Origin of the sequence: Tolypothrix campylonemoides VB511288_2, assembly GCF_045999855.1 — a bacterium.
Classification (GTDB): domain Bacteria; phylum Cyanobacteriota; class Cyanobacteriia; order Cyanobacteriales; family Nostocaceae; genus Scytonema; species Scytonema bouteillei_A.
The window spans coordinates 37,703-55,382 of the sequence record NZ_JBFPMW010000015.1 but is presented as its reverse complement, the minus strand read 5'-3'; the positions used below and the strand labels follow the sequence as shown (position 1 = coordinate 55,382).

The window sequence follows — 17,680 nt, the reverse complement described above, 5'->3', positions numbered from 1 at the left end:
GAGATAAATAATGTATCAAAAAGCTTGTGGAATTATTGAGACTCTAGCACCAGTTCACGTGGGTGCAACCGCTGGAGAAGAAAACGGTAACTTAAACCTTATCTTCCGCGACCAATTTACCCAAACTGGCATTATTAATGGTAGCTCAATTCGCGGTCGTTTGCGAGCCGATATGCGTCAATATCGTGGTTATTTAGAAAAGCGAAGAGAAACAATTCCTCCAGAACTAGATGAAGATTTTTGGTATGGGAAAAAAGCTGAACAGGGACAACCAGATAGTACTAGTGAAGCTGTTATTAAATTAGAACACGCTTCCATTGTTTGGTTGCCTGTTTTTTGTCCGGGACAACCCATTATATGGGTAAGTTGTCCTAGTTTACTCAAAAGGTATAACCGGATAGCTAGATTGAATAAAAAAGATAGCGAGATTCCTAAAGAATATACAGCTTCTCAAGAATTATGGAACAAAGCGTTAGAGTCGAAAGATAATAAATTAAAAGGTAAAAAGTTTCTCTTTTTTAACCTCGGTTTTTTAGAAATTAAAAAATCAGAAAATTTATCAGATTGGTTCCCTTTGGATAAAAATTTACCTGCAGTTGTCGTGGATGATAATGATATAGCTATGATTCACGATATGGCTTTATATCGCCAGAGTCGAGTTGCATTAGAAGACGATATGAAGAGGGCAAAAAAAGGACAGTTTTTTAATACAGAAGCCTTACCAGAAGGCACTATTTTAGCTTTTCCAATTGCTATTAAATTCCATGATAAAGATTGGGATTGGAAACCAATTCAGGGTGCATTAAGTGGAGAAATTTATCTGGGTGGACTCGAATCTATAGGTTTAGGTCATTGTCATTTAACAATTCTACATATTAAAGAGAAAAAATCATGACTTGGAATTCTTACCAATTAGACGAAAAAGCACAAAATATTGTGCTTAAATACCGCGATAAAGAAGTTTTAAATGAATCTCACAAAATGCGTGTCACAGCTGCTTATGGCTTAGAAAGGTTTTGGGGAGAGCATTTACGATTAATGAGTAAGGATAAAAATACTGAGGATTACATCAAAGGAGAATTTTGGTTAGAAACTTGGAAAGAATTAGTAGAAATTATGAAGAAAGCAGGAATTGAAGTACCAAATGAAAAAATAGATCGTGATGGCAAAAACTTTAAAACCGAAGATATTAAAAAAATGACAGCTAAATTTTGGGATAGGGAAAAATTTCCGATAGAACATCAGAGAATAACTTTAGCTGTTTTAACTCAATTTTGTGACAGTTTAGTTTGGTGGACGCAGCGATATAAGAAAGTGCAAGAGAAGTCATAGAAAATTCTATAAAAAAATTAAAAAGGAAAATAACTTATGAATGATGAAAATGTACCAATGATGTTCCGCGCTCAAGTTGGAGGACGTTGCCAAATTCAGCGAGTTGTTGACAAACGCAAAAATACAACTAAAGATAAGCGTCAGGATGTTGAGATATGGGTTGATGAGTGGAAGGATGTTTTTCCTAAAGATTTACTTCCTCAAGAAGAATCTCAAAAGCATCAAGCTGTATCTAATTCACAGCAGGACAACAATCAAGCTGTAGCACGTCCAAAACCAAACGCAAAACCCCCAGAAAGTACAACCTTCAAATTTCCAGAATTTGGCTCTAATGTAAAAACATGGACATATTCAATTAAATGGAGATTAGTTTCCAATAGCGGACAAGATGAGGGTGTCATACGTCCGATTATTGGTGCTAAAGGATTTCCCTATTTCTCGGGTGCAAGTATGAAAGGTGCTTTTATTCGTGCTTGCAAGCAATTTTATGGGAAAGAACAGGGGAAAAAAGAAGCAGAAAAATATTGCGGTAAAAAGCTAGCAGATGGTAGTAGCGAACCTGGGATTTTGCGCTTTCATGGTGCTTATCCAGTCAATATGAACTGGACAAAAAGCTTAGTAGATATTATCCACAGTCAAGAAATAAAACAAGTCATTAAAGACGATAGGAATAAACCAACTAATGCAAATTCCATGATATCCCTCTATAAAACTACATTAAGATTTGGTATTTCCAGTACCATAGAGCTAGATGAATCAGAGTGGAACATACTTAAAATAATTTGGGAAAGAGCATTAGCTTGTGGGCTTGGTTCTAGAGTCAGTGCTAGTTACGGTTATTTTAGATCTCTAGAAATTAATCAGAGTCATCATCCCAATCAATTATTACAAGTTAAGCTAAAAGGACAAGGAGCAATATCAAAATTAGTTAATCGTACCCCAGAATTTCGTCCTAATATGTTCAAAGCTGCTTTGCGCGGTCACACCTTACGTTTATTAGGAGGATTAACTGACGAAGGAACAGCAAAGCAAATTACTCAAAAATTATGGGGTGGATTTGCTGACAAAAATCTAGATAAAGATTCAACAGGTTCAATTGTCGGATTATTAGGAATAGATTTTGATTTTGAGCCTTCACAAATTATTTCCCAAAATAATCCCGGACATTATGAACTGTCAGAAGGTATTTTAAATATTTTTTGTATGCATCCTGAGATAGAGAGTGCAGAGAAAGAAAAATTATTAAGAACTGCTGACACTTTGATAAAATTTTCCATGTTATTTGGTGGTTTTGGTAAATCATGGCGCAGAGTTTGTCACAAAGAATTTTACAGAGAATATTTTAATAATCATAGTGATAAAGTGATTGGCTGTCACTGGCAATTTCTTGATAAGTTAGCATATTATCCTGTTAATCAACTCGAAGATATTATTGGATATATTAAAGATATACGAGAGATAATTTGTAGTTGGATACCGCAACATAAGAGAGTAAATCGTGATGTAACAACGGTCCTTAAGACACCCATGAGTACACCCATAAAAACAACTACAAGTCCATCAATAAATTTATCCAATCAAAGTCAAAGTCCTCATCTCAAACCTCCACCAAAACGTCCAGACAATCTTCCAAAAAATCAGCCTCATAATCAAGTAGATCAAAATAGTGACATAGTACACTGGCGTGAAGCTTGGTATTCGCCAAAAGTGCAAGTATGGGCACGTTTTGCTGAAAATGGTGAAAGTAAAGCTATTCTCTGGTTTCATGATGCTTATAGAGGAGAGGATACGATTAAAAAATCACTTTTAGCGGGAAGTATGGGAAATACAGGACGTATTTGGCATCGAATGTATCCACGTTTTGTTATTAATGACAATAAGGAGATTGTGAGGGGAGATGGTTACGTGGAGTTACTTACTATTTTCTCCGATGAATCTTCAGAAACAACAAAATTTTTGAATTTTCTTAAAGATAATAGTGGATTTACAAAGATTTGGTAAAAGGAGGATTAAAATGTCAATTTGGATTATTACTACAGGGAATAGTGATGTGCAATTAAAGATAAATTACAATTGGGAAAATCTCTTTTATGAAGAAGTGAGGTATGACGAGGAAAAAGATATAAAAAAATGTGATAAATTTGCAGCTATTCAGCAAGATAAAGCTTCCGAACTTTATCTCGTTCCTGCTAGGGTACTAGGCATAGTTTATGAAAATTATTTACAAAACAATTATAGTGACTTAGCATTTCCATTGTTAGATACTTTTTCTCAATATTTTTCGGCAAATCCAAATGAGAAACCATCTATTATTATCGTATTGTTGACCGACCAAAGAAATATCTTTCTTAATGAATCCGGTGAATTGAATGAAAAAGTAACGAATAATGAATTATCTCCTTTTTGGCAAGATACTTGTACTTTAAAATCTGTATTTAAGGAATATTTTAGACAAAATAAAATTTTTTCACCCGTTGAACCAGAATTTTTGACTTTAAACCCAATGTCAGAACAAGGGTTAGATAATTGGGATAAAACTTTGAAGGTAGTTCAAGAACAATTTGAAAATCTTAAAAAAGAATTAAATAAATTTCCTCAGTATAATCCCAATGACACTATATATGTTAGTCATCAAGCAGGAACTCCAGCAATATCTTCGGCGGTACAATTTGCTAGCTTAAGCAATTTTAAAAATGTGAAGTTTTTATCTAGTAATATATTTTTTAACGATGAGGGTGAGCAAACTTCTGACCCTCAATTAGTTGAGATTTCTAATTATTGGATGGGAATACAAATTCAAAAGGCAAAACAATTAACAATCGAAGGTCTACCTGGTGTAGCTTTGTCTATGTTACAGGAGATTGGTTATGTAGACAATAAAAATGTTAAACCACGTTTGGAAAACATGGTTAGTGTATTTAATATTCGTGAAAGTTTGGCAAAAGGACATGAGTTTAATGTAGAACCAGCAATACAGCGTGTTGTTGATGCATTAAATTTAGTTGAGATTTTTTTTAAGGAAAAGAACTACCTTCAAGGTATTGCTTTATTAGCTGCGGCTCATGAGACTTTCTTAAAAGCTGCGATTGCAAAGGAAATTAACAATCAAAAAATAATTCTTAATATTAGTCATAATAAAAAGATATTTATAAGTCAACAATTAGTTAAGTGGCAGCAACCAGGATTAGTTTTTATTAGAAATAATCGGGACTCATATCTAGATAAAAAACTTAAATCAGTTTTAGGTATACCCGATTGGGATAGAACCGAGCAAACACTTATTGATATCAAAATTGAGATATTAACTCAACTGTCATTTCCAATTGCTAATTTTGAAAAGAAATTTCAAAAAAAACAATTCGATTTGATGAATAGTAATTCTGGATTATTTAAATGGCTTCATCAACTTAGACCAGAATTTAACTCTTGGGATTTACTCAAATGGATGTGCATCGAAAAAGATAATAAAAAACAATATGATTACGATATCCGTAACCAACTAATGCATAATTTGTTAGGATTTAACGAACAAGAAGTGATTCAATACTTATTAGGAAACTCAACTACATCAACTTACACAGATGTTCTGACAGCATATCAGCAAGCTGTAAAAGAAAAATTTCTTAATCAAATAGACTGCTTGGGCCTCAAATATAATGAGAGGAACTTGTATGATGAATTAGAAGCGATCGCAAACGATATCACTTGAGCACCGCAGTTGCGCGAACCAGGAGGTGTATTTATCGAACGCTTGTTATATAACCTGCCAATACTTATCAGTCATAGCTTTGGAGCATTTTAGTTAAGATGGGGGTTCGCGGAAACTCTAAAACCCTTGCTATACTTAGCTTTACAGAGATTTTTATGATGGGAGGTGCTGACAAGCGATCGCTCAAACGGTACTTTTTTATGTGGTCCGCGAAAATAGGAGTCAAAAGTCTTGTTCTGCAAGCTCTCTAGACTCCCGCCGTCTCCACTAACAATGTGGAGGCGCATAATTGGAAACTTAGCCAAAACACAAGAGTATGGAAGACAAATGGATTGTCTCCACTAACAATGTGGAGGCGCATAATTGGAAACTTTTAATATAAGAAGCCGAGCACTCTACACCGTGAGGTCTCCACTAACAATGTGGAGGCGCATAATTGGAAACATTTTTAAGTCAAGAGAAGGGAAAAGAATGACTGGAGTCTCCACTAACAATGTGGAGGCGCATAATTGGAAACCCAATAAAACCAATGTCTTTTTCTGCACCATCACGTCTCCACTAACAATGTGGAGGCGCATAATTGGAAACTCACGGAGAAACAAATTCTTACCTACCAGTCATTGGTCTCCACTAACAATGTGGAGGCGCATAATTGGAAACGACCCAGGCTACAAATATTACAAAGTAGCTGGTCTCCACTAACAATGTGGAGGCGCATAATTGGAAACTCCCTGAGACGAGCGCGGTTCTGCATTTTCAGATAGTCTCCACTAACAATGTGGAGGCGCATAATTGGAAACAATTCCCCACCACAGTGGGCGCAACCGAGGTAAGCAGTGTCTCCACTAACAATGTGGAGGCGCATAATTGGAAACTTTTCTAATTTGGCTTAGAACGTAAATAGCCTTGTGGCGTCTCCACTAACAATGTGGAGGCGCATAATTGGAAACTTCTAGCTTTTTCCCAACTCGCGATCGCTGCCTCTGTCTCCACTAACAATGTGGAGGCGCATAATTGGAAACACGAGGTAACTTATGTTAGTAAGCAAGCGATTTGGAGAATTAAAAGCAAAGTCTCCACTAACAATGTGGAGGCGCATAATTGGAAACTCTATAAGGATTGCCATCTTGAGAAGCGATGGGTCTCCACTAACAATGTGGAGGCGCATAATTGGAAACCCAACAAAACCCGCCGAATCCTAGACACGACCTACGTCTCCACTAACAATGTGGAGGCGCATAATTGGAAACATTACTCCCACAAAACTATAGCTAATATCAATTAAGTCTCCACTAACAATGTGGAGGCGCATAATTGGAAACTTGACAGCAAAGAAGAAGCGATCGAAAAAGCAAAGAGGTCTCCACTAACAATGTGGAGGCGCATAATTGGAAACATAAAGTAACTCATTATAATGATCTTCAAAACCTTCGTCTCCACTAACAATGTGGAGGCGCATAATTGGAAACCTCAGAACAATTGCCTGTCCTCCTCTGCCTTTTGTCTCCACTAACAATGTGGAGGCGCATAATTGGAAACAGAAAAGTTTTGATTCGGTAGAAGAAGCTCAATCATGGGGTCTCCACTAACAATGTGGAGGCGCATAATTGGAAACGGATGTACTTGAGCAGATAGGTATGCTTGAAGAATGTCTCCACTAACAATGTGGAGGCGCATAATTGGAAACACCAGTTGTTGTATCAATTGCCCAACAACGCAATAAGTCTCCACTAACAATGTGGAGGCGCATAATTGGAAACTTGCTGTAACACACTTACTGTATTGGCTAAAGTGTCTCAACTAACAATGTGGAGGCGTATAATTGGAAACTGTATTGGTTTGATTTTGGTCTAGCTTTTGGTGTCTCAACTAACAATGTGGAGGCGTATAATTGAAAAACAATAAAGTTGCTATAAGTATTTGTAGTAGGGTATTTCGATCTAGTTAAGAAGTCATCTTGACGATTACCCGACGAATTTGGTCAAATTGGAATAAATAAAGTTTTTTTGGTAAGAGTTTCCTAGCAAACAGGTATTTTACAAATAAAATAGGATACTATAGAGTTGACAAGCTCCAAGAGTATTAATTATGAAAACCGAACGCGAACGCGAACAGTTAATCAAAGATATCAACGAACTAATAAATCAAGCTTATGATAGTACTCTAGATGAAATTTACACTCTCTTGATAAAAATAGAAGAAGAAGAAGAGGAAGAAGATTTAAAAGCATACGAGCTTGCTAAAAAAGAAGCAGAAAATGAAGGTTCAGTGTCATGGGAAGAAGCTAAAAAAGAACTGAAAACCGAAAGAAAAAAGGAAGTTGCGTGAATTATAAAGTTGAAATATTAAAAGGAGCGTTAAAACAAATTAAAAAATTACCACTAGAACTTCAAGAACGAATACAAGTTAAAATTGATAATTTAGCTATAGAACCCCGTCCCAGTGGAGTGAAAAAGCTTAAAGGTAAAGAAAATACTTATAGAATAAGAGTATGCGAGTATCGTATTATATACGATATATTTGAGAATGTTTTACTAGTAAATGTTGTAAAAATTGGACATCGTAGTAAGATTTATAAAGATGAAAGTTAACAAATATGACAAGATTATAGCGATCGCTTATAGTTGTTACTGACCAGTAACTGTACTTTTCAAAATTCCGAGTATTTTCCCCACCTGACTGATAAAATATTCATTAAAGTCTATTTCTATAGTATTGCCTTTCAATCGCAAAAATCTCCAGTTTGTACCAGTTGTCACTACACCATAAATTACACTAATTGGGTTTTCTTTAATTTCATTAAAAATTTGAGCACCTATCATTTCTGCCATACATTGTGCCAAACCCGATTGAATATTATCATTTTTCGCTTCTACTAAAGTTACAACTGGTGCTTCAATAATTATTTGTTCTGAAGAAAGACTAATTAAAAAATCACAAAATCCATTTAAACCTTTTGTAACATCTACAGTCAAGTCTTTACCAGAAAATATACTAATTTGTAATGCCATTTGTCTTTTCATCTCTACCAAAATAGGCATGACAATTAGTTCGGAACGTGCTTTTTTAGTATCGATCGCTAATGCTAGAGGTAAATATTCTTTAAGAGATTGAGCCAGAAAATCGCTATAAGTTATCTCTGGTATATCAGCAAAAATTCCAAATTGCTCGGAGATAACAATCCCAAAGTTACTTTTTATTTGTTGGATAGTAAATTGACTGTATGGCATAGCTTGCTAGTTGTGCCTAGTTTCAACCTCTTGTAAAACTATTTTATTCGGAAACTCGCCTTTCCAAGCATAGGCTTTAATAAAGCATAGACAAATCAAACCCAAGCCGAAAGCAGTTAGGGAAAACCTATGCTAACAACTCGTCGTGTCCTGATTTTTGCAGATAGCGATAATACTTACTTAGCAGCACAAAGCTTTAATAGGAAAATTGACTGGCAAAAAATTTGTCACTACCTCGCAGATCCTAAAGAAGGTAGAGAATTGATAGAAATGGTAATTTACGTAGGATTACCTCCAGCCAGAGAAAGATTTGAAGAACAGCGAAAAACCAAAGAAAAGTTTGTTTACTGGGCTAGAAATAATGGTTTTTTAGTCGTTACCAAAGAAGGAAAAGTGAAAGGAGAAGACTATGAAAGTAATATTGATATCGTTATGGCAATGGACGCAATTGAATTAGCTTTAGAAGTGAAGCCGGATATCGTTGTATTAGTGACAGGCGATTCTGATTTTGCTTATTTAGCAGAAAAATTGAGAAGAAGAGGAATGCGCGTTGAAGTTGCATCAGTAGAACAATCGTTAGGTAGCGAATTAAAAAATGCGGCTAATAGCATTGTGGATTTAATTGAAGTCTTTGATTCATTCAATCCTCAAAATAGCAGCCAAACTTTTCACAGAATTGGTAACACCAGCATATTTGATTAAATTTCAGCAACCACGTAGGTTGGGTTTCGTTCCTCAACCCAACATAAATCAATGCCAATGACAAACGACAAATGACCAGTGAATATCATGCCAACAGTTAATGGAAAACTAATTACTCAAGGACACGATTGCTTAGAAACTCTGGATACGCTCAAGCAGAAAACGACAAATACTATACAAAATGTTCAAACATTAGAGGCACAAATGATGAATCTAAGCCAGCAACAAGAGCAGAAATATGCACAAGAACTCAACACCATTAAAAATCATCTCAATCAATTAGATAAAAGATGTATTCTTCTTGAAGAATCAATTTCCAGACAGTTTGTCCAGTTTATCATTGTCAGCATTTGTAGTAGTATCTTTGGCTTATTTTGTTTGTGGTACTGGTTTGGCACTCCTCATAAACCAAAATCTCAAACACAAGTGGGTATTTTATATATTACAAAAAACTTCAAGTTATCCATTTCTTGATTAAAACTATCAGCAATACAGCATTCACAAAAAAAGGAGACAATATGAGAGCAGTCATCAATGGAAAACTAGTCGATTTACCACAAGGAACTACAGTAGAACAACTGAGAAAAAAACTTCCAGAAATTGGTAACGACGATGTTATGGAAGAAGGTTTTGGTGGAACTAGACCCTTGAAGAATAATGAAGCTCTGAAAGAAGGCTCAAAAGTATGGACTGTACCCAAAATTGTTAAAGGGTAGGCGTAAGCCCCATATAAGTCAACGTTAGTCAACTATAATTTTGTGTAGGTAAGTTATGACAATTACAATTAGTCAAGATAAATTTGAGTTTCGCCCAACTTCAAGATTGCTCGAAGAACTCAAACTTTTGGAAAAAGCAGCAAAAAATATTGTTGTTGGTACTAAAACAGTTGAGAATGTCAAATACACGGCTATTTTAGTTAAAGGAATGCCTTTATCTTCCCAGAAGTTTACAGTTTCTAATACCGACGTTTTGTTCTTATTGCCTCCAGAATATCCTGAATTACCTCCTATCGGTTGTTATCTTAATTATCCTTGGAATACAACCGGAGAAGGAGATCATCACTTTACAAGACAAAGCTATTATGGAGCGCCTTTCTTAAGTGATGAAGGATGGTACTGGTATTGTGTGGGACTCGGAGGAGGCTTCAATCGAGAAGTATGGTTGAATTCCTGGAAGCCAACTCAGCAAGTTGATAGAGGACATAACCTCGCGACACTCTTTGTAACTGCACGTCATGCAATTAATAGCGATGAATGAGGAATTATGAATTATGAAAGGAAAATGAAAAAGAATAAATTGTACTGAGGGTCAAATTTTATGACACATCAAAATCTCCTGGTAGAGTATTCTTTGCATATACCGCCGAAAATGTGGCAAGAGTTTCGTCAAAATATGTTGGATTATCGGAATTCAAATGAAGAAGTGATTGGTTTCTTTTTTTGTAAACCCCATCAAGTGTCAAAAAGAAAAATTCGCTATATTCCTAAAGCTTGGGTTGTTCCTTCTCCCGATTGCTATGAGATGCAGTCTGTTAGTGGATTAGTTTTAACACAACAATTTCATTTCTACTTGTTGAAACAGTATCTCAAAGAAGGTTTGCATGTCGTTCATATTCATACTCATGTTGGGGAGATAATTCCTGAATTTTCTTCTGTTGATAATTATTATGAAGCGGATTATGCTCGATTTCTGGCTAAGAATTTCCCTAAAAAGCCTCGGCTAATTTCAGGTGTCTTCAATCAATCACTAGAACAAAGTAAATTTCGTATCTGGGACAGAAAAGGAAAAAAATCCTATGATATAAAATTTTCTACTAATTACTTGGAGAGCACAAATTCTCTGGAAGACAACTTTCAAGAGCATAATATTGCATCAACAATTCAGAATTATGGTGCAATCGATATGACAAAGCTTATATCCAACGATCGCAATCTCATGTTCTCCAGGCAAAAAGTATTTGGCGAAACCTGTCAAAAACAACTTGGCGAACTAAAAGTAAGTCTTATCGGATGTGGTGGAATAGGTTCAATCTTTGCCGAACTATTAGGGCGGTTAGGTGTAAGGAATTGGATATTAATAGACAGCGATCGCATAGAAGCAGTCAACCTCAATCGAATGCCAGGAGCTACTCAAAAAATGGTCGAACAGCGATGGAAAAAAGTTGATTGCGTAAAACACTTAATCAAAAAAATCTATCAAACAGGCTCCTGTGTAACCACAATACCAACAGCAATAGACAATGAAGTTGCTAGATCGGCTATAGCCACATCCGATTTAATCGTAGTTGCAACAGATAATCATCTTTCTCGCAAAATAGCCCAAGAACTTGCATTAGAATATATGCATCCTCTTATTTGCCTTGGCACTCACATCGATCTGAATCAATGCGATCGCAAACCGCGAATGTTTTGTCGCGTCACCATTCCTCCTTTAGGAGGCGGTTGGTGCTTGATGTGTGGCAATATTATCAACCTGCAAAAAGCTGCTGTAGAATCCGCACCAGTACAAATCAATCAAATGGTTGCAAGCGCAGGTTATTTAGAAGGAGTTAACGATCCAGCCGTATTTTGGTTGAATAGTATTTGTGCTAGTACCGCAGTCGGTGTAATTCATGGCACAGTCAGTGGTTTTTTGAATGTAAATGCTGGAATTGATTGGGTTTATGAGTTTCCTAACTGTGTTTGGCATCAGACCAATACAGAGTATTTAGAAACACCTGATTGTTATTTTTGTTCTAACTTTGATGCTTTTACAGCAAAAAGTGAAGAATTTTCTAGCGAAAGCAATGTTGAAAATATGGACTATTGGCTTTGAACTCTTTTCGCTTTGAAAAGTGAAGATTCCAAACAGTTGTTACTATGCGGGTCAAGTCTTGAAATTTTTTCATTGCGACTGCCTTCTGTACTTAACTGCTAAAGCCAATCGCCAAGTTAAAATAAATGGGTACAATTGCAACAAAGTCAAGGCTATGGCAATTAGACATAGGAGGAACTCAAATGACACCTAACACTTCTTTAGAAGAACGACTTGCAGCAATAGAAGCAGCGATCGCTGAGTTGCAGAAGCAAGTTCCGACTGCTCAACAGACAAATTGGCTGCAACAAATTACGGGGTCTTTCAAAGATGAACCAGCCTTTGACGAAGTGCTTGCTTACGGACGAGCGATTCGCCAAGGGAATGAGTCTCTTCTTGAAGCGCAAGATGAGCTATGAAATATTTATTGGATACAGATCATCTGAGCATTCTTCAGCGTCAAGTAGGGAAGGATTACAGTAACCTTTCGACACGCATGACTCACTACCCATTGTCAGATTTTGCTGTATCAACTGTGACGTTTCACGAACAGACGCTAGGTAGTCACGCTTATATCAATCGTGCTCGTAACTTAGATGATGTTGTGAAAGGATATGAAATGATGACACGACTCGTTAGCGACTTCAAAGTTTTGCCCCTTGTCTCGTTCGATGTGGGTGCAGCAGCGACATTCGATCGATTACAGTCACAACGGATTCAACTGGCAAAGATGGATGCGCGGATTGCGGCGATCGCGCTATTTCGTGGATTGATCTTGTTAACTCGTAACCATCGAGACTTTAGTAAAGTGACAGGGTTATTAACTGAAGATTGGACACTTTAAAGCATCACGTGAGCTTGGACATCCTCATATCGTGACTCACTTTAACTTCAGTAGGAAACAATAACATTTGAGTATCTTTTTTTGGCATATAGAATCGATGGTTTATAGTATTTCACACTTTACAGCCATTTTCAGGTCAATAGACCACACTAGTAGGGACGCAATGCCTTGCGCCCTTACATATAGTCAATACCTTTGCCAAAACGCCCTCACTCTAGAGCGCCGGTACAGTAATCAATATGAAGACAAAAAACCCGGTTTCTCTGACTCGAAAAGCTCGATATTTCGTAAGCTCAAATTGAAGAAATCGGGTTTTTGGGAATACTGTACCGACGCTCTAGAAAAGTGGACGGCAGGCGCTACAACGGGGGGAACCCAGAGCAGTCGCCTCAACGGGGGGAACCCTCCGAAGTTTGCTATTGGGGGTTTCCCCCAATAGCAACTTCTCTCCGCACGGCGCTACTCACCGCAACGCGCTGCCTCGCGACTGCCTTCCGTACTTAATTGATAAAGCCAATCGCCAAGTTAAAATAAATGGGTACAATTGCAATAAAGTCAAGGCTATGGCAATTCGACAACCTCGTTACAGTAAAGAAGAGTTTGCTCGCCGTGGCAATGAGATTTATGAGTCTCAAGTACGTCAACAAGTCGAGGAAGGCAATCATGGCAAGATTGTGGCTATCGATATCGAAACCGGGGCCTTTGAAATTGCGGATAATACGATCGCGGCTACCGATCGGCTTTATGAGCGGTATCCAGATGCTCAGCCATGGGTAATCCGGATTGGACATCGTGCTGTTTACCGCTTTGGATCTCGGAGTTTAAGAAAAACAGTATGATGCGCGGTTTCGTTAATCAGAGTTGTGAAGCCGTGATTCGGGTTGCACTTGGTCGTGCCGATGCCCCAAAGCAGATGATAGAGGCAGTGATTGACACAGGTTTCACAGGCTTTCTGTCTCTTCCGCTCGCAACAATCGAGTCTCTTGGCTTACCTTGGATATTTCGGGATGTTGCAACTTTGGGCGATGGTAGCGAAGCAATCTTTGAAATGTATCGTGCGATCGTTATTTGGGATAGTCAGCCTCAAGTTGTGGATGTAGCAGCCTCGGAAACCGATCCACTTGTGGGAATGAGTCTGCTGTATGGGTTTAAACTTGAGATTGAAACTGTTGAGGGTGGCAGCGTGACGATCAAAGCGTTGAGAGATACTCTAAACGGTTAAAACCTCTACATTATCTCAACCTTGGTTAATTCTTGAACACAGGCGAAGTACAGATTTATCAGCCAGCATCAGCGTTCATCTGCGGTTTAATAACTTTTGTATGTATCAATACCTTTGCCAAAACGCCCCCACATTAGAAATGTGGACGGCAGTTGCTTCAACGGGGGGAACCCCCGCACGGCGCTGCTCTGGGCAACGCGCCGCCTCTGCTGTACAAACAAAGCCCACGCAGGTGGGCTTTGGGTTTTAGCCCACGCAGGTGGGCTTTGTTTATGTAGCCACAGACTTCCAGTCTGTAGGGCTTTTGAAAAATTGGCAAAGGTATTGATGTATTAAACCTCTTTGAATAAAGATGTAAGGGCGCAATACCTTGCACCCCTACCAAAACTTTCAAGTACTGAAATTACTGTAGAAATTGAGAAAGTTGCTCTAACTTATTCCAAGCCTGACCGCTTTGAAGAATATCTTTAGCGATCGCAACGCCGTTAGTCAAAGTCTCAAAATAATCGCCAGTATCGGGTACAGCTTCACCAACATACAGAGCTAAAGCTGTATTGAGAGCAACGATATCTTGCTGTGCTTGCGACCCTTTCCCTTGAAGGACAGCTTTGAGAATTTCTGCATTTTCTCGGACATCTCCACCCTTGAGTTCGCTAATTGGGGCTGGAGTAAGACCCAAGTCTCGCGGATCGAGTTCTAGCAAGTGCATTTGTTTGTCAGAGACAATAGCTAAATCGGTTTTATCTCCCAACCCAGCTTCATCTAATTTTTCCCGACCGTACAACGCCACAGCCCGACGAGTACCCAATTGATACAAAACTTTAGCAAAAGTTTCTACCAAAGCGGGTTTATTCACACCAATGACTTGTCCTGTCGGTCGCAAGGGGTTAATCAGCGGACCGAGGAGGTTAAAAATTGTGCGGACTTTTAAAGTTTTTCGCAAAGGTGCGATCGCTTTAAGGGCGGGATGCCAATCTGGTGCAAAGAGAAAAGTAATGCCAACTGCGTCAACAGCTTCTTGAGTTCTCTTGCTGCTGGCTTTGAGATTTAAACCCAAAGCTTCTAACACGTCAGCCGATCCAGTCTTCCCCGATGCGGAACGATTCCCGTGCTTGGCAACTTTGACTCCTGCGGCTGCAACTGTAAAAGCAACAGCTGTTGAAATATTAAACGTTGATGCTCCATCTCCACCAGTCCCACAGGTATCAACAAGTGGTGAATTACCGACAACGCTGTCTCGCAGTGTTGCTTTGATAGATTGGGTATATAAAACCTTAACCATACCCAACAATTCATCAGCAGATACACCCTTTGCCTGAATTGCTGCTAGAATTGCACCCGAGAGTGCGGGAGAAATACCGTCTGTCAGCCAACCGTACATCAAATCAGAAGCTTGAGAAACTGACAGGGATTGACCATCTAGTAATTGCTGTAATAAAGCAGACCAATTAGGGGGTTCGTAGTTGGAAGAATTTTTTGCAACTTGAGCGGGTGCCGTTACCATAATCTTTGCTCCTCGTTATTCTAGAATTAAGCAGGGTTGAAAAACTTGGCGACTGTCTGTACATCCTTATCGCCGCGTCCGGAACAGCTGATGACAATTCGGGGACTACCTGTTAATTGCGGACACAGAGTTTCTAGAAATGCGATCGCATGAGATGTTTCTAGTGCTGGAATAATCCCTTCTAATTGAGACAGACGTTGGAACGCAGCTAAAGCTTGAGAGTCCGTAACACTGTAATATTCAGCACGTCCTATATCTTTCAAATAACTGTGTTCTGGTCCCACACCGGGATAATCCAAACCAGCACTAATAGAATGTGCTTCTACAATTTGACCATCTTCGTCTTGCAGGACAAAACTCATTGCACCATGCAAAACACCAATGCGACCTTTTGTTAAAGTTGCTGCGTGTTTTTCAGTATCAACACCCTCACCTGCTGCTTCAACGCCAATTATGCGTACAGATTGTTCCTTCAAAAATTCATGGAACAGCCCGATAGCATTAGAACCACCACCGACACAAGCCAAAACAATATCTGGAAGACCTCCCCATTTTTCCTCACATTGAACGCGAGTTTCTTTACCAATAATTGCTTGAAATTCTCTGACAATCATGGGGTAAGGATGCGGTCCAGCAACAGAACCTAAGATGTAATGAGTGGTTTCTACATTTGTGACCCAATCCCGAATCGCTTCGCTTGTTGCATCTTTTAAGGTTCCAGTACCTGCTGCTACGCCTCGTACTTCTGCTCCCATCAACTTCATACGGAAGACATTCAGCGCTTGTCTTTCCATATCGTGAATTCCCATGTAAATTACGCACTGCAAACCAAAACGAGCGCAGACTGTAGCAGTCGCAACACCATGCTGACCTGCTCCTGTTTCTGCAACAATGCGCTTTTTACCCATCCGCTTTGCTAAAAGCACTTGCGCTAAAGCATTGTTAATTTTATGTGCTCCTGTATGGTTTAAGTCTTCACGTTTGAGATAAATTTGCGGTCCTGTTCCATCAGATTTTTGATAGTGTTGTGTAAGCCGTTCTGCAAAGTAAAGAGGTGTCGCACGTCCAACGTAGTCGCGTAGAAGCGGTTGAAGTTCTTCTTGAAAGAGGGGGTCGTTTTGATATTTTTTAAAAGCAATTTCTAACTCGCTGAGAGCAGACATCAATGTTTCCGGTACGTATTTACCGCCAAATCGACCAAATCTTCCCAGTGCATCGGGTTGTTGAGTGAAGAAAGAAGCAATATTATCGATATCTTGTTCTTTTGCTAACATTGAAGTCTCCTGAAATTTGATTGTGGATGTGTTGGTTTTATCTAAAGAGAATTCTCTCTTCCCCCAAAAAATGTGCCAAAAAATGTGAATCAAAAACCGCAGAGAGCGCACGGGGAGAAGATGGCTCAAAATAGTTATTGATTAAGCTCTTACAACTGATATTGATGCTTTCAGTTCTTGACAGAAGTTTTTAATAGCTTCCAGTCCTTGTTGTGGTGTTCCTTCTGCTAAACGTTGTACAAAAGCACTTCCTACAATCACTGCATCTGCACCCCAGTCAATGGCTTGGCGAGCTTGTTCTGTTCCTGAAATCCCGAAACCGACTCCGATGGGTTTGTTGGTAACATTTCGTATTTCTTGTAATACGTCTTTCACTTTTCCTTGCAGTTGAGAGCGTACTCCTGTAACACCTGTGACACTGACTAAATAAATAAATCCTTGCGATTGACTGCTAATGGCTTCTATGCGTTCTTTGGAACTGGTTGGGGTAACGAGTAATGTAGTTTCAATTCCAACTTCACTGGCAGAATTTAGCAGTTCGCTGGCTTCTTCTAGAGGTAAATCGGGTACGACTAATCCTTTGATTCCTGCAGCAGAAATTTGTTTGAGAAATGGTTGAATACCTAAATTTAAAATGGGATTGTAGTAAGTGAATAAAATGAGGGGCGATCGCAAATTAGGAGTGAGCCCTTGAGCCATTTCTAAAACTTGAGCCAATCGAGTTTCTTGTTTTAAAGCACGGGTTGCAGCAGCTTGAATCACTGGTCCATCTGCTAGCGGATCTGAATAAGGAACTCCTAATTCAATTATGTCAGCACCGTTTGAGTCTAAAATTTGTAGGGCTTGTGCTGTGGTTTCTAGATTGGGGTCACCAGCGGTGAGAAAAGGAATGAGAGCACACTGGTTATTTTTGCGTAAAGATTCAAAACGTTGAGAAATAGAAGTCATGGTGAATTATGAATGATGAATGATGAATTATGAAGGAAGAAGAGGGGAGGAAGGTGAATGATGAATTATGAATGATGAATTATGAAGGAAGAAGAGGGGAGGAAGGTGAATGATGAATTATG

Annotated in this window: 19 protein-coding genes and 1 CRISPR repeat array; of the genes, 15 read left to right on the top strand and 4 right to left on the bottom strand. The window is 38.6% G+C overall.

Going from position 1 to position 17,680, the window contains the following annotated elements:
- Positions 1–10 precede the first annotated feature (10 nt).
- The 6 genes from AB0756_RS33160 (at position 11) to AB0756_RS33135 (ending at position 7,632) form a co-directional block, all read left to right on the top strand.
- Positions 11–895, top strand: a complete 885-nt coding sequence (locus AB0756_RS33160; RefSeq protein ID WP_038093394.1) for an RAMP superfamily CRISPR-associated protein — start codon at positions 11–13, stop codon at positions 893–895.
- Positions 892–1,332 (top strand): hypothetical protein, encoded by a 441-nt coding sequence (locus AB0756_RS33155; RefSeq protein WP_038093397.1) that lies wholly within the window; start codon positions 892–894, stop codon positions 1,330–1,332. The genes AB0756_RS33160 and AB0756_RS33155 overlap by 4 nt, the downstream gene beginning before the upstream one ends.
- 36 nt (positions 1,333–1,368) lie before the next feature.
- Positions 1,369–3,333 (top strand): RAMP superfamily CRISPR-associated protein, encoded by a 1,965-nt coding sequence (locus AB0756_RS33150; protein ID WP_038093400.1) that lies wholly within the window; start codon positions 1,369–1,371, stop codon positions 3,331–3,333.
- A gap of 13 nt (positions 3,334–3,346) precedes the next feature.
- Positions 3,347–5,041: a hypothetical protein gene (locus tag AB0756_RS33145; RefSeq protein ID WP_038093403.1), complete on the top strand. Its 1,695-nt coding sequence runs from the start codon at positions 3,347–3,349 to the stop codon at positions 5,039–5,041.
- A 260-nt stretch (positions 5,042–5,301) separates the two neighbouring features.
- Positions 5,302–6,940: direct repeats of the CRISPR family, unit length 37 nt; unit sequence GTCTCCACTAACAATGTGGAGGCGCATAATTGGAAAC.
- 189 nt (positions 6,941–7,129) lie between these two features.
- Positions 7,130–7,369, top strand: coding sequence for a hypothetical protein (locus AB0756_RS33140; RefSeq protein ID WP_038079020.1), 240 nt, complete (start codon positions 7,130–7,132; stop codon positions 7,367–7,369).
- Positions 7,366–7,632: a type II toxin-antitoxin system RelE family toxin gene (locus AB0756_RS33135; RefSeq protein ID WP_038079023.1), complete on the top strand. Its 267-nt coding sequence runs from the start codon at positions 7,366–7,368 to the stop codon at positions 7,630–7,632. The genes AB0756_RS33140 and AB0756_RS33135 overlap by 4 nt, the downstream gene beginning before the upstream one ends.
- Before the next feature lie 36 nt (positions 7,633–7,668).
- Here AB0756_RS33135 and AB0756_RS33130 read toward each other — a convergent pair whose 3' ends face one another.
- Complete coding sequence (locus AB0756_RS33130) at positions 7,669–8,271, bottom strand: hypothetical protein (protein ID WP_038079026.1); 603 nt, start codon at positions 8,269–8,271, stop codon at positions 7,669–7,671.
- 129 nt (positions 8,272–8,400) lie between these two features.
- Between AB0756_RS33130 and AB0756_RS33125 the strand changes: the two genes are divergently transcribed.
- From AB0756_RS33125 to AB0756_RS33085, 9 genes are all read left to right on the top strand, one after another.
- Complete coding sequence (locus tag AB0756_RS33125) at positions 8,401–8,973, top strand: LabA-like NYN domain-containing protein (protein WP_038079029.1); 573 nt, start codon at positions 8,401–8,403, stop codon at positions 8,971–8,973.
- A gap of 87 nt (positions 8,974–9,060) precedes the next feature.
- Positions 9,061–9,447, top strand: a complete 387-nt coding sequence (locus tag AB0756_RS33120; RefSeq protein ID WP_038079032.1) for a hypothetical protein — start codon at positions 9,061–9,063, stop codon at positions 9,445–9,447.
- Positions 9,448–9,491: 44 nt separating this feature from the next.
- Entirely contained in the window at positions 9,492–9,689 is a 198-nt protein-coding gene (locus tag AB0756_RS33115; RefSeq protein ID WP_017750141.1) for a hypothetical protein, read from the top strand.
- A gap of 55 nt (positions 9,690–9,744) precedes the next feature.
- Positions 9,745–10,230 carry an E2/UBC family protein gene (locus tag AB0756_RS33110; RefSeq protein ID WP_038079035.1) on the top strand — a complete coding sequence of 162 codons (486 nt, stop codon included), beginning with the start codon at positions 9,745–9,747 and terminating at the stop codon, positions 10,228–10,230.
- A gap of 60 nt (positions 10,231–10,290) precedes the next feature.
- On the top strand, positions 10,291–11,787 hold the full coding sequence (locus AB0756_RS33105; RefSeq protein WP_038079038.1) for a ThiF family adenylyltransferase: 1,497 nt from the start codon (positions 10,291–10,293) through the stop codon (positions 11,785–11,787).
- Positions 11,788–11,969: 182 nt separating this feature from the next.
- Entirely contained in the window at positions 11,970–12,185 is a 216-nt protein-coding gene (locus AB0756_RS33100; protein WP_038079084.1) for a hypothetical protein, read from the top strand.
- Positions 12,182–12,610, top strand: a complete 429-nt coding sequence (locus tag AB0756_RS33095) for a type II toxin-antitoxin system VapC family toxin (protein ID WP_038079042.1) — start codon at positions 12,182–12,184, stop codon at positions 12,608–12,610. The genes AB0756_RS33100 and AB0756_RS33095 overlap by 4 nt, the downstream gene beginning before the upstream one ends.
- A gap of 563 nt (positions 12,611–13,173) precedes the next feature.
- Positions 13,174–13,449, top strand: coding sequence for a hypothetical protein (locus tag AB0756_RS33090; protein WP_038079049.1), 276 nt, complete (start codon positions 13,174–13,176; stop codon positions 13,447–13,449).
- Positions 13,446–13,832 carry an aspartyl protease gene (locus AB0756_RS33085; RefSeq protein WP_038079052.1) on the top strand — a complete coding sequence of 129 codons (387 nt, stop codon included), beginning with the start codon at positions 13,446–13,448 and terminating at the stop codon, positions 13,830–13,832. Before AB0756_RS33090 ends, AB0756_RS33085 begins: the two co-directional genes overlap by 4 nt.
- 403 nt (positions 13,833–14,235) lie before the next feature.
- Here AB0756_RS33085 and trpD read toward each other — a convergent pair whose 3' ends face one another.
- The 3 genes from trpD to trpA all read right to left on the bottom strand — a co-directional run bounded on the left by trpD (position 14,236) and on the right by trpA (position 17,558).
- Complete coding sequence (gene trpD, locus AB0756_RS33080; protein ID WP_038079055.1) at positions 14,236–15,336, bottom strand: anthranilate phosphoribosyltransferase; 1,101 nt, start codon at positions 15,334–15,336, stop codon at positions 14,236–14,238.
- A 26-nt stretch (positions 15,337–15,362) separates the two neighbouring features.
- Positions 15,363–16,610, bottom strand: coding sequence for a tryptophan synthase subunit beta (gene trpB / locus AB0756_RS33075; protein ID WP_050045351.1), 1,248 nt, complete (start codon positions 16,608–16,610; stop codon positions 15,363–15,365).
- A 141-nt stretch (positions 16,611–16,751) separates the two neighbouring features.
- On the bottom strand, positions 16,752–17,558 hold the full coding sequence (trpA, locus tag AB0756_RS33070) for a tryptophan synthase subunit alpha (protein ID WP_038079057.1): 807 nt from the start codon (positions 17,556–17,558) through the stop codon (positions 16,752–16,754).
- Positions 17,559–17,680 lie beyond the last annotated feature (122 nt).

Bases quoted from the DNA above. Each gene is read 5' to 3' on its own strand.
- AB0756_RS33160 (WP_038093394.1), top strand. From the start codon at position 11: ATGTATCAAAAAGCTTGTGGAATTATTGAGACTCTAGCACCAGTTCAC.
- AB0756_RS33155 (WP_038093397.1), top strand. From the start codon at position 892: ATGACTTGGAATTCTTACCAATTAGACGAAAAAGCACAAAATATTGTG.
- AB0756_RS33150 (WP_038093400.1), top strand. From the start codon at position 1,369: ATGAATGATGAAAATGTACCAATGATGTTCCGCGCTCAAGTTGGAGGA.
- AB0756_RS33145 (WP_038093403.1), top strand. From the start codon at position 3,347: ATGTCAATTTGGATTATTACTACAGGGAATAGTGATGTGCAATTAAAG.
- AB0756_RS33140 (WP_038079020.1), top strand. From the start codon at position 7,130: ATGAAAACCGAACGCGAACGCGAACAGTTAATCAAAGATATCAACGAA.
- AB0756_RS33130 (WP_038079026.1), bottom strand. From the start codon at position 8,271: ATGCCATACAGTCAATTTACTATCCAACAAATAAAAAGTAACTTTGGG.
- AB0756_RS33125 (WP_038079029.1), top strand. From the start codon at position 8,401: ATGCTAACAACTCGTCGTGTCCTGATTTTTGCAGATAGCGATAATACT.
- AB0756_RS33120 (WP_038079032.1), top strand. From the start codon at position 9,061: ATGCCAACAGTTAATGGAAAACTAATTACTCAAGGACACGATTGCTTA.
- AB0756_RS33115 (WP_017750141.1), top strand. From the start codon at position 9,492: ATGAGAGCAGTCATCAATGGAAAACTAGTCGATTTACCACAAGGAACT.
- AB0756_RS33110 (WP_038079035.1), top strand. From the start codon at position 9,745: ATGACAATTACAATTAGTCAAGATAAATTTGAGTTTCGCCCAACTTCA.
- AB0756_RS33105 (WP_038079038.1), top strand. From the start codon at position 10,291: ATGACACATCAAAATCTCCTGGTAGAGTATTCTTTGCATATACCGCCG.
- AB0756_RS33100 (WP_038079084.1), top strand. From the start codon at position 11,970: ATGACACCTAACACTTCTTTAGAAGAACGACTTGCAGCAATAGAAGCA.
- AB0756_RS33095 (WP_038079042.1), top strand. From the start codon at position 12,182: ATGAAATATTTATTGGATACAGATCATCTGAGCATTCTTCAGCGTCAA.
- AB0756_RS33090 (WP_038079049.1), top strand. From the start codon at position 13,174: ATGGCAATTCGACAACCTCGTTACAGTAAAGAAGAGTTTGCTCGCCGT.
- AB0756_RS33085 (WP_038079052.1), top strand. From the start codon at position 13,446: ATGATGCGCGGTTTCGTTAATCAGAGTTGTGAAGCCGTGATTCGGGTT.
- trpD (WP_038079055.1), bottom strand. From the start codon at position 15,336: ATGGTAACGGCACCCGCTCAAGTTGCAAAAAATTCTTCCAACTACGAA.
- trpB (WP_050045351.1), bottom strand. From the start codon at position 16,610: ATGTTAGCAAAAGAACAAGATATCGATAATATTGCTTCTTTCTTCACT.
- trpA (WP_038079057.1), bottom strand. From the start codon at position 17,558: ATGACTTCTATTTCTCAACGTTTTGAATCTTTACGCAAAAATAACCAG.